This is a genomic window from Prosthecobacter sp. Pr1, assembly GCF_057652315.1.
In genome coordinates this window covers 172,815-186,128 of the sequence record NZ_JBYFBS010000011.1, presented here as the reverse complement: position 1 = coordinate 186,128, position 13,314 = coordinate 172,815, and the positions used below count along the sequence as shown (strand labels likewise).

The 13,314-nt window shown below is 61.9% G+C and carries 12 protein-coding genes; 8 read left to right on the top strand and 4 right to left on the bottom strand.

Annotated elements, in window-relative coordinates:
- Window positions 1–63: 63 nt before the first annotated feature.
- Both AC24GY_RS18550 and AC24GY_RS18545 read right to left on the bottom strand, forming a co-directional pair.
- Window positions 64–1,383 (bottom strand): c-type cytochrome, encoded by a 1,320-nt coding sequence (locus AC24GY_RS18550; RefSeq protein WP_487686233.1) that lies wholly within the window; start codon window positions 1,381–1,383, stop codon window positions 64–66.
- Between the two features lie 10 nt (window positions 1,384–1,393).
- Window positions 1,394–2,848 carry a cytochrome c gene (locus AC24GY_RS18545; RefSeq protein ID WP_487686228.1) on the bottom strand — a complete coding sequence of 485 codons (1,455 nt, stop codon included), beginning with the start codon at window positions 2,846–2,848 and terminating at the stop codon, window positions 1,394–1,396.
- 162 nt (window positions 2,849–3,010) lie between these two features.
- On the opposite strand from AC24GY_RS18545, the gene AC24GY_RS18540 reads away from it, so the two are divergent.
- From AC24GY_RS18540 to AC24GY_RS18505, 8 genes are all read left to right on the top strand, one after another.
- Window positions 3,011–3,433, top strand: a complete 423-nt coding sequence (locus AC24GY_RS18540; RefSeq protein ID WP_487686225.1) for a hypothetical protein — start codon at window positions 3,011–3,013, stop codon at window positions 3,431–3,433.
- Between the two features lie 117 nt (window positions 3,434–3,550).
- A complete protein-coding gene (locus AC24GY_RS18535) occupies window positions 3,551–5,650 on the top strand; it encodes a TonB-dependent receptor family protein (RefSeq protein ID WP_487686222.1) in 2,100 nt (699 codons plus the stop codon).
- 180 nt (window positions 5,651–5,830) lie between these two features.
- Window positions 5,831–6,535 carry a hypothetical protein gene (locus AC24GY_RS18530; RefSeq protein WP_487686219.1) on the top strand — a complete coding sequence of 235 codons (705 nt, stop codon included), beginning with the start codon at window positions 5,831–5,833 and terminating at the stop codon, window positions 6,533–6,535.
- A gap of 32 nt (window positions 6,536–6,567) precedes the next feature.
- A complete protein-coding gene (locus AC24GY_RS18525) occupies window positions 6,568–7,812 on the top strand; it encodes a DUF3142 domain-containing protein (RefSeq protein ID WP_487686216.1) in 1,245 nt (414 codons plus the stop codon).
- A 43-nt stretch (window positions 7,813–7,855) separates the two neighbouring features.
- Entirely contained in the window at window positions 7,856–10,108 is a 2,253-nt protein-coding gene (locus AC24GY_RS18520; RefSeq protein WP_487686213.1) for a hypothetical protein, read from the top strand.
- A 112-nt stretch (window positions 10,109–10,220) separates the two neighbouring features.
- Window positions 10,221–10,697 (top strand): DUF2059 domain-containing protein, encoded by a 477-nt coding sequence (locus AC24GY_RS18515; RefSeq protein ID WP_487686210.1) that lies wholly within the window; start codon window positions 10,221–10,223, stop codon window positions 10,695–10,697.
- A gap of 44 nt (window positions 10,698–10,741) precedes the next feature.
- On the top strand, window positions 10,742–11,758 hold the full coding sequence (locus tag AC24GY_RS18510; RefSeq protein WP_487686207.1) for a sialidase family protein: 1,017 nt from the start codon (window positions 10,742–10,744) through the stop codon (window positions 11,756–11,758).
- A 71-nt stretch (window positions 11,759–11,829) separates the two neighbouring features.
- Window positions 11,830–12,105, top strand: a complete 276-nt coding sequence (locus AC24GY_RS18505) for an addiction module protein (protein WP_422315899.1) — start codon at window positions 11,830–11,832, stop codon at window positions 12,103–12,105.
- 144 nt (window positions 12,106–12,249) lie between these two features.
- Here the strand turns inward: AC24GY_RS18505 and AC24GY_RS18500 are convergent, their stop codons facing one another.
- On the bottom strand, window positions 12,250–12,528 hold the full coding sequence (locus AC24GY_RS18500) for a hypothetical protein (RefSeq protein ID WP_487686203.1): 279 nt from the start codon (window positions 12,526–12,528) through the stop codon (window positions 12,250–12,252).
- A 117-nt stretch (window positions 12,529–12,645) separates the two neighbouring features.
- Window positions 12,646–13,278, bottom strand: a complete 633-nt coding sequence (locus tag AC24GY_RS18495; protein WP_487686200.1) for a hypothetical protein — start codon at window positions 13,276–13,278, stop codon at window positions 12,646–12,648.
- Window positions 13,279–13,314: the final 36 nt, after the last annotated feature.

Sequence of the window (13,314 nt, the reverse complement as noted above, 5' to 3'; positions counted from 1 at the left end):
AAGGTGAACGCCACGAAGGCTTATGTCCACCCGCTGCGGCGATTTGCCACACCTGTGCCGGCTTCACTGCGCCGCCCTGCCTTTCTCCAGCATCAGCTCGGCGATCTTGCGCAGATTTGCTTCACCCAGATGGATCATGGGCGGCATCTGCGGGAGTTCGGGGCGTTTTTTGCCGGGTGCCTTGGCCCAGGCGACGATGCCGTCAGGATTGCCCGCGTAGATTTGCGCGATCTCCGTGAGCGGCGGCCCAACGAGCTTCACATTCGGCGCGTGGCAGGCGGCGCAGTTCATGAAGAGCTGCTCCGGCGTTTGCTCCACTGGCGGTGCGGCGGCGCGCTGCTGGTTGAAGGCGGCCAGCGCAGCGGCGTAATGCGCCGTGCGCTCTTTGATCTCCGCCTGATGCGGAGCGAGCGCGGCCTGACGATACACATGCCGCCCGCTGCCCATGCCGAGAACCACGAAACTGAACAGCACACAGATCTGCACGTAGCTGCGGCCAATCCGTTCATCGCCGGACTTCAGCTCGCGAAACAGCAGCCACAGCGTGAGCACACCGACCAGCGCACCGGAAACTATGATGATGTAGAGCTGCGTGGTGATGCCCGCCGCCGGCAGCGTGAAGAGCAGCAGCGGCCCAAGCACGAACTGCGCGAGGGTCACGTAGGCAGCCACTTTGTAAAAGATGCGGCGCAGCTCCGGCCGCGTGAAGCCCGGTGTATTCTCGATCTCATGCCCCTCACGGCCAAACCAGCCCGCGAGGAAGAGCCCCGTCATGGCCAGGCTCGCGGCGATGAAGTGAAGGTAGCGCGGCAGCACATTGCCAATGCTCAGGCTGGAGAAGAAGCCGCGCACCTTTTCCCACTCCCCGGGAAACAGCATGAGGTTCACATTGGCCAGGAAGATCAGCGGGACGAACAGCAGCAGCAGCGTCGCGGCCAGGCCCACGAGCTGATGCAGCCACTTCCAGCCGCCCTGAGACCACGCCTCCCACTTGTATTTGTGCAGGTAGGTCAGCAGGAAGGCCACGATGACCAGCGGCACGATCATGAGCCACGCATGCCCCGTGAGCGAGTTCGCTGAATACCACTGCATGGTATACACCAGGTTGATGCACAGCAGCGGGCCGATGCCCATGACCACCGCCAGGCTTTTGTTCACCGTGATCGTCCGGCCGATCGCCGCCGCCAGCCGGTCCCAGCGCGCGTCTTTGCGCCCCAGCCACTCAAAGAATGTGACGAGCACCGAGCCGCCGACCATGAGGTTCACAAACAGGATGTGAACCAGGAAGAAGATGACGAGCAGGACGATCAGTACGCCTTCAGGCAGCGGCAGCGGCAGTGGGAGGTCGCGGGGGATGGGGGTGTTGGCTAGAAGAGGTATCATGGTCATGCAATCAGGGTTGGGAGGAGGCGGTCATGGCAGGCGGTGCGGGGGGCGGAGCGACCACCACGCCCGCGCTCTGCGCACCGGGCAGGGACTCACGGGTGGCGCGGACTTGCTGGATGAAGGCCACCAGCGCCGCTGCCTCCTTGTCGTTTCCAGGGAAGGGCGGCATGAAGGTGCGGGTCTGGTGCATGCCTTGGATGAAGAGGGCCATGCCGCCGCTGTCCCAGTCCTTGTCCGCGCCATACATGGCGGTGAATTTTTCGATCACGCCATTGAGACCCGTGGTGCTGTGGCAGCGCGAGCAGGCGAGCATGAAGACGTCCTTGCCGCACTCGACCTTGTTCGCTTCGGTGACCTCGCGGTGCTTCGCATAGGTCGCGTGTTTCAGGAGACCTTCGCTTTGCAGGAAGGCCAGCTCGTCTTTGTGTACGCCATTGGAATACATGTATTCGCCGATGACCCAGGGCTTGCGCATGAACTCGCGGGCGCGTTCAAAATGCCCCAGCAGCCAGATGCCCATGAGGCTGGGAATCAGCAGCGCCCAGCGCGGGATCAGAAAGCTGGTGCCCAGACCGCCGAGGCCGATGAAGGCAAAGACCAGGATCGTCCAGCCGAGCAGGCTTTGAAACTGCCCGTGCCAGCTCATGAACTCCTGCGTGAGCAGCGCCACCGAGCTGTTCGCCTTCATCGTCTCCGGGATGGCGCTCCAATACCAGGTGCCGAAAAGGTAGGTGCCCAGCAGGCTCACCAACACCACATGGGACATGCGGTACACCACCCAGTTCCGCAGCTGTCGTGGCCCCGTGCCCTGCTCATAACCGCGCTTTGGCTTCGTGAAAAAGAACGTGGCAAACCACACAAACACCGCGCCCATCATCAGCGCGATGAAGGTGCGGAAGCCGAGCTGCGGTGCGTAGAGCGGATTGGTCATCGCATCCCAGAAGGCGCGTGTTTGATTCCACTCCCCCGGTTTCATCATGAAGCCCAGCACGGCCACGATCAGCGCCATCGTCAGCCAGGACATGAGGCTCAGCGCCATGCCGATCCGGATGTGCCTGCGCTTCTTTTCCGGCGTGTTCGCCTTCTTCCACGTCAAAAACCACCACAGGATCAGCCCCACCTCCGAGATGAACACCAGCCACTCCGCGAACCAGCCCCAGAAGAACACACGCAGCAGCGACCCAATGGCAAACGGGGCAAAGAGCGAGGTGGAAAGCCAGATCCCCACCCCCGTCATGGCCCCGACCGTGGTGGTGACGATGAAGACGATGAACGTGATCTTGTAGGCCAGCTGATCAATGTCCGGCCGGTTGTTCTTGTGCGCCCACCACTCCATCCACGTCAGCAGCGGGTACGCACCCACCGCCAGCGGATGATTGATGAGCACATGCAGGCTGGCGATGAGGCCGATGATGAGCCGGCCACCCGCGAGGTGGTCCATGTAAAAGGAAGGAAAGTCCATGCCCACTCATCGCCGCCAAGGACCCGCTTAAAATGTGGCGAAATGCCGCAGCCACCCGCTCCTCTCTGGGACTGCGGCAATTTGCCGCAGTGGTGGGCGCGCAGGGAAAGTAGGCCCGTGCTTATCTTGACACGGATACTCCCGCTTCCATAATCGCCCCGCATGTTTCCCGCCGCAACCGCACCTCCACGCCCCTGGCTGCGCCACGCGCAGCGCGGGACGGTGCTGATGCTGTGCCTGGCGCTGGGTCTGCAATGGGCGCTGCTGCAAGGCATCGCGTGGACGGGAATGTTCATCAGCTTCGCGCGTGAAGGATCGGTGATCGAAGCGGTGGAGAAGACCTTTGACGGGCAGCATGCCTGCGAGCTGTGCAAGAAGGTGAAGGAGGGCACGCAGGACTCCAGCAACTCCAGCTCCAGCACGCAGGAAGATGATGCCACGAAGGGGCTGCATGCCGTGCTGGTGAGCCCCACGGTGCTGATTCCTCCCGCCGAAGAAATCCTTTCGTTCGCACCGCTGTGTGAAGCGCTGATCAGCCGAAAAGGGATGCCGGAGCCACCACCGCCACGACGCGGGCAGGTCTGAACAAGCAGAGCGGTTTTCCAAAACCGCGTCTCTCCACCATGCGCCGGACTTGGAAGTCCGGCCTACCCCCATGCGCATGCCGCCTTCTCTGCGGCTTGCCTGTCTCCCGCTTCATTTATGAAACCCTTTTCTATTCTCTTTTCTCTCTCTCTGACCGGCGCTGCGCTCGCGCAACCTGCCACCTCGACACTCCCCCCGATGACTGAACTCAACGAAGTCATCATCACGGCGAAGAAAGATTCGCCTTCACTCACGGTCCCAAGCCTGGAACTCCGCAAGGAGCAGATCGCTGCCTCCACGCCCGGCGGCGCTGGTGTGGTGGACGCGGACTTTTACAAACGCGGCCGTGCCTCCACGCTGAAGGACGCGCTGGACTTCGCGCCCGGCGTGCTGATTCAATCACGCTTCGGCGCGGAGGAGTCGCGCCTTTCCATCCGTGGCTCCGGCCTGCAGCGCACCTTCCATGGTCGCGGCATCTGGTTGATGCAGGACGGCATGCCGCTGAATCTGGCGGACGGCGGCTTTGACATGCAGGCCATCGAGCCGCTGACGGCGAACTACATCGAAGTCTTCCGTGGTGCGAACGCGCTGCAGTACGGCTCCGCCACACTCGGGGGTGCGATCAACTTCATCTCCAACACGGGCTACACCGCGCCGGCCAGCCAGACACGCGTGGAGGTGGGCAGCTTCAACACCTACCGCGCGCAGATCTCCTCCGGTTTTGTGAGCGGCAAGACGGATGTGTACGTGAGCATCACCGCCTCCCACACGGACGGATTCCGTGACTGGAGCAAGCAGGAGAGCTTCCGCGCTTTTGCGAACGTCGGCACCAAGATCAGCCCGAACCTGGAGAACCGCCTCTACATCACCTATGTGGACAGCAACTCGCAGCTTCCCGGCAACCTGACCAAGGCGCAGATGCAGGCCAATCCGCAGCAGGCCGCGCCGGGTTCCTTCCTCCCCACCGTGCCGGGCGGCGCAGGCTATCAGGAGCGCAACTACCGGCTCTTCCGCCTGGCGGACAAGCTGACCTACAGCGACGGAGACAACACCCTGACCCTGTCCACCTTCTGGTCGTGGAAAGATCTGAATCATCCGATCTTCCAGGTCATTGACCAGCTCAGCAACGACCTCGGCTTTGACCTGCGCTACGAGCACAAGGGCAAGCTGCTGGGGCATGACAACACCCTCACCGTGGGCACGGGCTTCATGTATGGCGGGACGAATGACAACCGCTTCACCAACATCAATGGCACACGCGGAGCCCAGGTGGCCGCCTACCGGCTGCAGGCCACGAATTTCAACTTCTACTTCCAGGACAAGCTGCAGCTCACCGAGAAGCTCTCCGCGTTTGCCGGAGCCCAGGTGGCCTACGCCTCGCGTGAGCTGGATGAACTGCAGTACTTTCCGGGAAACACTTTCAACAACAGCGACCGCCTCGAAGCCTGGGGCTTCAGTCCCAAACTCGGCCTGCTCTACGAAGTGGACCCCAAGACACAGATCTATTTCAACGCGAGCCGCAGCTTTGAACCACCCACCCTGGGCGAGGCCACACCTGCCGGCACGGGCCTGCTGCAGTTGAAGCCGCAGACCGCCACCACGCTGGAGATCGGCACACGCGGCCAGCGCGACCGTGTGTCCTGGGACTTCAGCTACTACTACGCCTGGGTGGAGCGCGAGCTCCTCGGCCTCGGCTCCCCCATCCTCACCCCCACGACCACCGTGAACGCCGGCAGCACCATTCATCAGGGCGTCGAATTCGCACTGAATGCGGACCTGCTGCGCAACCTCGCGACCTCCTCTGACCGCCTGGTGCTGAACCAAAACTTTCTCTGGAACAACTTCCACTTCAACAAGAGCGCCGCGTATGGCAACCGCCTGCTGCCGGGCTACTCGCCAGTGTATTACCGCGCGCAGCTTCTGTATGAGCATCCCAGCGGCTTCTACGCCGGCCCCACGCTGGAGTGGTCTCCCTTCCGCTTTGCCGCCGACCTGGCACGCACCACCTTTGCAGACCCGTATGCCCTGCTGGGCCTGAAGTTCGGCTACCGCACCAAGAAGGGCCTGTCCTTCTATGTGGAGGCGCGCAACCTCACCGATGAAAACTACAGCCCCACCGTCAACGTGGTGAAGAACGCCACCGCAGCAGGCAGCACCGCCGTCTTCCTCCCCGGCGACGGCCGCTCCTTCTACGGCGGCATCGAGTGGAAGTGGTGAGCGTGTGAATGACGAAGCACGTTTACCAACCGCGCGTGAGCGTTTTGGAGTGCGCCGGTCCTCCGGCGCTTTCGAACGTTCTATAGCCTGCGAAAAGCTCCAGAGGACTGGAGCACTCCAGGACGCTCACGCGACATTTCATCCCGCAACACCCACCGTTCACACCCCTCCCCACATCCCATGAACTCCCGCCTCATCCGCAAACTCCACCGCTGGCTCGGCCTGCTCTTCAGTGTCTCCGTGCTCATCGCCTCCGGCAGCGGGGTGCTGCACAACGTCATGACCCGCACGCAGGCGCCACCTCCGCAGGCGAAACCCTCCGGCGGCGGCATGGATGTGAGCGCGATCAAGCTCAGCGTGGCGGAAGCCGTGGCCAAACTGGCCGAAGAAAAACCCGAGGTGCAGGCGGTCAATCTGCGCGGCATCGGCGGCCAGCCCTGGTACCAGATTTACACCACCACCTCACGCGCACCGCAGTACGTCAGCGCCGTGGATGGCAAGGTGGCCCCCCCCATGGACGAAGCCTACGCTGCGGAGATCGCGACGAAATTCCTCGCCGGAGCCGCCGTGAAAAAGACGGACTTCCTCACCGCCTTCAACAGCGAGTACATCAACATCTTCCGCATCCTGCCCGTGTATCGCTTTGATGCCGGCGATGCGCTGGACACCCGCGTCTATGTCTCCACCACCACCGGCAGCGTGACGCGCCACACCGACAAGCAGCGCCAGTTTGAGGCCACCATCTTCACAAACTTCCACAAGCTCGGCTTCATCCCGAACAAAGACACCCGCGACCTCGTGCTCACCGTGGTGAACGTGGGCGTCTTCCTCGTCGCCTGCCTCGGCATCGCGCTGTTCATTGCCACGCGGCCAAAGAAACGATGAGAGTTCCCGCGCGGCTGAGTATAAAATAACGCATGCGCCGCCGCCTCCTGCTCCTCACTCTGCTGCTGCTCGCAGCTTGCGGCCGTGAGGTGAGGCAGACACCCCTGCCGGCACAGGCCTACGTGTGGCAGCGGGCCTGGACGCCGGAGGTGTCAGCGGCGGTGCGTGCTTCCAAGTTCGAGGCCCTGCATGTGCTCGCCGCCGAGTTCAGCTTCAAAAATGACAAGCCCGAGATCACGGTCATCACTCCTGACTGGCGGGCCCTGGGAGATGCAGGCAGGCCGATCAGCGCGGTGCTGCGGGTGCATGCTTCCGTGGGGAAAAACGGCTGGAACGAGGCGCTGATCCAGGAGATGCGCCGGCTGTGCACAGACACCGTCTCGCGCTTCAAAGCCGGTGGCGTGAACGTGGCCGAACTTCAGCTCGACTATGACTGCGCGGAATCACGGCTGGCAGACTACGCGCGGCTGCTGGGCGCTTTGCACACGGAGGTTCCCCTCTGCATCACCGCTCTGCCTGCATGGCTGCGGCATGACTCGGCGAAGAATCTGCTGCGCCTCTCTCCCGGTTATATCCTTCAGGTGCACTCCCTGCACCTGCCGAAAAACGGTGGCCTGACCGGACTCATGGATCTGGATGAGACGCAGGCGGCGGTGGCGCGTGCGGTGGAGATCGGCGTGCCGTTCCGCGTCGCGCTGCCAACTTACTCCTGCGTGGTGGAATTTGCGGACGATGGCCGCGTGCGCGAAGTGCACGGCGAAGACATGCCCGCCGGCCTCGCGCTCAGCGCACGAAGCTATGCGGTGCTCGATTCAGATGCGTACGCTTTGTCGGCGCTCGTGGCGGACTGGCGCGCCCATGCCTCCCCGTTCATGCAGGCCATCATCTGGTATCGTCTGCCGGTCCGTGGTGACCGCCTGAACTGGTCCGCAGGACTGCTGGACAAAGTGGCGGCTGGCGAAACCCTCAAGCGTGGCTGGGTGGCGGCGGTCCGTCCCGACAAAGAAGGCCACTGTGAAATCATCCTGCAACAAAAGGGCGAAGCGCCGGATGATCTGCCGCGTGAGGTACTGGTCTCCTGGCAGGGTGGCGAGGCCGAGGGCTGCGACGGCCTGCGTGGCTACAAAGTCACGAAGCAGGCACCCGGGTGTCTGACGCTGAGGCTGGAGCAACCGGCACGCTTTGGACGCGTGCAGCCAGGGCAGCAGATCGTGGCCGGGTGGCTGCGCCTGCCGGAGGGGCCGAAGGTGAAAATGGCGGCCCGCCTAATTCCTTGAAAAAGTCCTTAGCGTTTTTCATTAACGGACTAAAAATGCCGCCATGACTCTGCGCCCCACTTCGGGCCATGGCTGGCTTTGCGCTTCGACGCTGCTCGGCACCGTCGCCGTCCTTGCCTGCGGCCCCTTTTTTCCTGAAAACGCCCTCGATCAGCCACGCGGCATCCTGCGGCCGCCCTTGTTTCATTTCCAAAGTGAAATGAAACAGACGGCGCTGCCGCCCGACGTCCACGTGACTCAGCCGCCGGGCACGCCCGCCTTCACCCTCGATCTCGAAATGGAGGAGCTGAAGCAGATCATGGCAGGACAGCCCATGGATGAGGCCTGGTTCGACAGCTACCGTGAACTGAGGCGGGCGATGCTCCATGACGGCGACCATTCGGAGCACAACATGCGTCCTAAAGACGACTTGAACACTCCAGCCTGGTCCAAGGTGAAACAGGATCTTTCCCAAATCATCGCTCCTCTGCCGGAGGACATGCAGCTCTATCTGCAAGGTGCGGCGGAACGTCTTGATGCGAGGGACCTGGTCTCTGATGACCCCTTCAAAACAGCGCGCGAATTCTGGCTGCAACTGCTCGCGCTGCCCGCAGAGAAGCGCGCCCACCGCAGCACCTGGGCGGCATGGATGCTCTTCCGCACCACGCCGCATGATGAGCAGGGCCGCTGGCTGGCCGAGACGCGCAGGCTGGCGCGCGCGGGATTCAAAGACTGCCTGCATCTAGGCATCGAGGCCGCCTACATTCTCGGCAGGCAGGGCAGCGACTATGCGGAAGCCTCCGAGGTGAAAGCCGCCGAGTGGAAGCGTGCCGCCATGCTGCGCGCTCCGCTGGGCCTCAGCCATGCGAAAGACCGCCTGCGGCATGACCGGCGCCTGCTCGTGGACTGGAGCGAGGACTTTGCGCGCGAAGTCCTGGCGGACCCCTTTCTCCGGCGTGTGCAAATGCTGCAGCTCATTGAAAACATGGAGTCTCTCGGCGGCTGGTCGACGGGCCAGCCACAGAAGCCTTTGATCGATGACAATCTGGAGCACTGGCTGGCGTCTTTTGAGAAAGCAGGGGTCACCGACCAGCAGGAGGCCGTGCTGCTGGCCTGGATCACTTACAATGCCGCCCGCTTTGACGAGGCCCGCCGCTGGCTGGCACTGGCGCCTGCCGAGGATGTGAACGCCCTGGCCCTGCGTGGCAAGCTGGCCGCGCTGCGAGGGAACCGCCAGGAGGCCCAGCAGGCTCTCACACGCATGGCGACCAGGCTGCCCACGCCTGAACCCGACGTCCGCAGAACCTGGGAGCGTGACCAGCTGCACGAATGGTATCCCCTCAGCAGCGCGAATTATGCCGCCGTTCGCACTCACAAACTTCTCGCGGATTGCGGTGTGGCGCAGGTGGCCCGCAATGACTTTGCCGGCGCCCTGCAAACCTTTCTGCGCACCGATTACTGGAGTGATGCAGCCTACATCGCCGAGCGGCTGCTGTCCGTGGAGGAGCTGCTCGCGCTCTCACACAGTGGCAAGATCAAGCCGCTGAAAAAAATGAGCGTGCCGGATGCTGAGCCCCGGACAGGGCCTCTGAGCATTGGCTTTCTGGAAACGAAATACGGTGGGTGGATGGAGCCGGATGGGATGGACCGCTTCACCTATCTCGTGGCACGCCGGCTGGCCCGCGAAGGCTTGATCAAAGAAGCCTGCAAGCTGCTGCCGGCGGATCTCGAACGCGCGCTGCTGCGCTTCGATGCTGAACGACGCCGCTCCAAAGACGCACGCCTGACTGCCGCAGAGCGCGGACGCGCGCTGTGGACGGCGGCACAGATCGAGCGCAGACTCGGCATGGAATTGTTTGGCTATGAGGATGCTCCGGACTTCACGCTGTGCGGAGGTTTGTTCCATCTGGACTCTTTCCACGAGCGGCGGAAGTCGCCCCTGTGGCGCTCCAGGTGGGAGGATGCACCGCAGACACCCGAGGAGGCGCTGAAATTCACACCCGTGCTCCCCGCCACGGCGGACGAGCTCTGGAGCCTGCGCCACTACAGCCCGCCTTTCGAGCAGCGCTTTCACTACCGCTACGTCGCGGCTGACCTCGCCTGGCGTGCGGCGCGCCTCATGCCGGATGACCACGAAGAAACCGCCCTCGTGCTCGCCACCGCCGGCAACTGGCTGAAAAATCGGGACAACAAATCCGCCGATCGTTTCTACAAAGCCCTGGTGAACCGCAATCCCTCCGTGACTCTGGCCCAGGAGGCCGACCAAAGGCGCTGGCTTCCGGAAATGGACTGGCGCTTTGATCTTACCCTGGAATGAAGCGCTGGAGATCGTTCCAGTGCCACGCGGCCAAAGAAACGTTGAATTACAAACGCGCTGTATTTTTGCCCTTCCTGTTTTTCAAGGGATCGGTTAAACACTCCTACTACCCATGAAAAATATCCTGATTCTCGGCACCTTCGCTCTCTGTCTCACCACGGCACGTGCTGACTTGACCCCATCCCACCAGGCCTCCATCGAAAAACTGGTGGTCGTGCAAAAACAGTTCGAGAGCAACCTCATCCTGGGGTTTGAAGCCGGCATGGGCGTCACCTCGGATCAGATCAAAGCCATGCCCCCGGAGATGCAGCAGAAGTTCGCCGCAGCCATTGAGAAGGTGAAGACCGCCATCCTTGAGCTGATGGGCTGGGAAAAACTCAAGCCTGATGTCGTCGCGATCTATGGCAAGAATTTCACCGAGCAGGAGGCGAAGGATGTCACTGCGCTGATGGAATCACCCGCCGGCCAGCTGCTTCTTAGCAAGCAGCTCAAGGTGACTGCCGACCTGATGAAGGTGACCCAGGAGAAGATGAAAGTTTTGCAGCCGAAGATCATGGAGATCATGCAGGCCGAGATGACCAAGCAATAAGACAGACCCGGCTGCGTACGTTTAACGTTGACGTTTCTCTCGCCATGATCTCACGCCTTCTGTCCCTCCCTGCCGCCACCCTCCTGTCCCTTGCCAGCGCCAGCCTGCTGCATGCGCAGGCCCCCACGGCGGAGCTGGTCTCCGTGGAAAAAATCTCGGACAAAGCCCCGCACAACGGCGCCACCGACCTCACGCGCTTCCAGAACCTCTTCTACTGCTGCTTCCGTGAGGCCGACTCCCCCACCAAAGGCGAAGGCGCCGTCCACACCCTCATCTCCTCCAATGGCAAGGTCTGGGTGGACAACGTCACCCTCAACGAACCCGGCGTGGATCTGCGCGATCCAAAGCTCATCGTCACACCGGATGAAAAGCGCCTCTACCTCCTCTGCGGCGGCGACTCCGCCACGATGGGGCGCCAGTCACGCTACGCCACCTCCATGGACGGCAAGGTCTGGACCCCGCTGCAGAAGCTCCTGTCCAAAGGCGACTGGCTCTGGCGTGCCACCATCAATCCGGCGGACAAACGCTTCTACGGCGTCAGCTTCAACATCCATCCCAACACCGGCGGCCCCGCGCCCGAGAAGGAGTGGTCGCTCAAAACCTACGCTAGCACGGACGGCAGCGTGTGGCAGCTCTCCTCCCTCATGAACGTGCCCGGCCAGCCCGGTGAGACCACCCTGCGCTTCCTCAAAGACGGCACCGCCCTCGCCCTCATCTCCCGTCAGGGTGGCGACCGCAAAGGCGTGATCGGCAAAGCGCAGGCCCCCTACCGCGACTGGACCTACGCCGCCACCGGCCTGCCCCTCGGCGGCCCGAACTTCATCGAACTGCCCGACGGCAAGCTCATCGCCGGCTCCCGTGGTTTCGGCAAAACCCCCGGCGCCCACATGGTCCTCTTCGCCATGACCCCCACCAGCCTCACCCCCATCCTGGAACTCCCCAGCGGCGGCGACTGCAGCTACCCCGGCCTCTACTGGCACGACGACCTCCTGCACGTGACCTATTACTCAAGCCACGAAGGCAAGCCCGCGATCTATTATGCGCGGGTGAAGGTGAAGTAGGAGGGGAAATGACGACGGCCCGGCTCAGATCCCCTCTCGACAACCGCACTCGAAAACATTACTTTTCGGCCATGAGCCAAACGCTGGATCACATCAAGCAGGAGATCAAAACGCTCCGGCCTGCCGAGCGTTTTGATTTGTGGCGCGATCTGGCCCAGGAGTTTGAGCAGCCGGTGGCCGAGAATGACGATGAAGAATCGGTCGATGCAGCTTGGGATACAGAAATTGATGCTCGTGTGAAGGAGATCGAGGAGGGCAAGGTGGAACTCGTCTCCGCTGACGAAGCCATTGCGCGCATCCGCTCCAAGCTTGCGGCTCGTCGGGCCGATCTTACGTCAGCGGCATGAAGCCGCCGGCCATGCATCCCGCCGCCGAGCGGGAATTGGATGAAGTCACCGATTACTACGCGGCGATTGACCCGGACCTGGCCGATGCCTTTGTGAATAGCTTTGAGTCCTACAAGACCCAAATGACTCAACACCCTCTGCATTTCAGCAAGACGCAAAGGACTCGTACGCCGGGCCAATCTGGCACCGCAGTTCGGCGAATATTATCTGCCGTTTATGATCTGGCAGAATCGCGTGGTCATCCTCGCCGTCGCGCACGCCAAGCGCCGTCCGTATTACTGGCGAAAGCGTATCGGCGAATCGAAAGAAATGTTCTGATTCAAACTTCCGCGGGACTGCGGCCACCTCACACCCATCCTCGAACTCCCCAGCGGCGGCGACTGCAGCTACCCCTGCCTCTACTGGCACGACGACGAACTTCACGTGAACTATTACTCCAGCCACGAAGGCAAGCCCGCGATCTACTATGCGCGGGTGAAGGTGAAGTGAGTGAGTGAAGGCGACGACGAGAGATCGGTCGAAGCCGCGTGGGATGCCGAGTCAGGAATGCAAACGAGGCGGAGGCAGTTCCTCGCCGATAAAGGCAGAGACAGCCTGCTGCATCTCCGGCGTATAGGCACCCTTGACGCGTCCTGGAAAGGCTCGGACCAGCTGGGAGACGGCATGCGCAAACTGCCTGGGCACGTGCTGATTGTGCAGCTTGCGAAAGTAGAGCGGATTTGGCAGTGACTCCCATGCATTGGTTTCATACGGGGCGAACCCGGTGCGAACGAGCCCCTTCAATCCATTGTGATGCCAGGCAATTGTTCGGGTGTCGTGATCAACGACCTCGAGATGTACATTATCTAGTGGATCCGTATCGCTGTAATCCAACAGGACCAGAGGAGCGCTTTGCGGCGTAAAAGCCGACAGCAAGGCCGCAGGATTGAAGACAAAACCCGGAAAATAAAACACCTTTTCCGGATCATGGATCCATATGGACCACTCAAGGCACAGTTCCAAACTGAAGCTGTCATCCGGAGGTATCGTTCCAGAACCCTGAGTTTTCAGAGACGCTTCAAAACGGAGGCTGGCAACAAACGGCGGTGGTTTCACGACATGGAGCTCGATTGGTATGCGAAAGTCTCGGCTCAGGCAGCAGCAGACGCAAACACCACCGATGGCGGCATACATGCCAAACAATCTGCTGATTACGAGATTTGTCAGCAG

Bases quoted from the DNA above. Each gene is read 5' to 3' on its own strand.
- AC24GY_RS18520 (WP_487686213.1), top strand. From the start codon at position 7,856: ATGACTCTGCGCCCCACTTCGGGCCATGGCTGGCTTTGCGCTTCGACG.
- AC24GY_RS18550 (WP_487686233.1), bottom strand. From the start codon at position 1,383: ATGATACCTCTTCTAGCCAACACCCCCATCCCCCGCGACCTCCCACTG.
- AC24GY_RS18545 (WP_487686228.1), bottom strand. From the start codon at position 2,848: ATGGACTTTCCTTCCTTTTACATGGACCACCTCGCGGGTGGCCGGCTC.
- AC24GY_RS18525 (WP_487686216.1), top strand. From the start codon at position 6,568: ATGCGCCGCCGCCTCCTGCTCCTCACTCTGCTGCTGCTCGCAGCTTGC.
- AC24GY_RS18510 (WP_487686207.1), top strand. From the start codon at position 10,742: ATGATCTCACGCCTTCTGTCCCTCCCTGCCGCCACCCTCCTGTCCCTT.
- AC24GY_RS18540 (WP_487686225.1), top strand. From the start codon at position 3,011: ATGTTTCCCGCCGCAACCGCACCTCCACGCCCCTGGCTGCGCCACGCG.
- AC24GY_RS18505 (WP_422315899.1), top strand. From the start codon at position 11,830: ATGAGCCAAACGCTGGATCACATCAAGCAGGAGATCAAAACGCTCCGG.
- AC24GY_RS18495 (WP_487686200.1), bottom strand. From the start codon at position 13,278: ATGTATGCCGCCATCGGTGGTGTTTGCGTCTGCTGCTGCCTGAGCCGA.
- AC24GY_RS18515 (WP_487686210.1), top strand. From the start codon at position 10,221: ATGAAAAATATCCTGATTCTCGGCACCTTCGCTCTCTGTCTCACCACG.
- AC24GY_RS18535 (WP_487686222.1), top strand. From the start codon at position 3,551: ATGAAACCCTTTTCTATTCTCTTTTCTCTCTCTCTGACCGGCGCTGCG.
- AC24GY_RS18530 (WP_487686219.1), top strand. From the start codon at position 5,831: ATGAACTCCCGCCTCATCCGCAAACTCCACCGCTGGCTCGGCCTGCTC.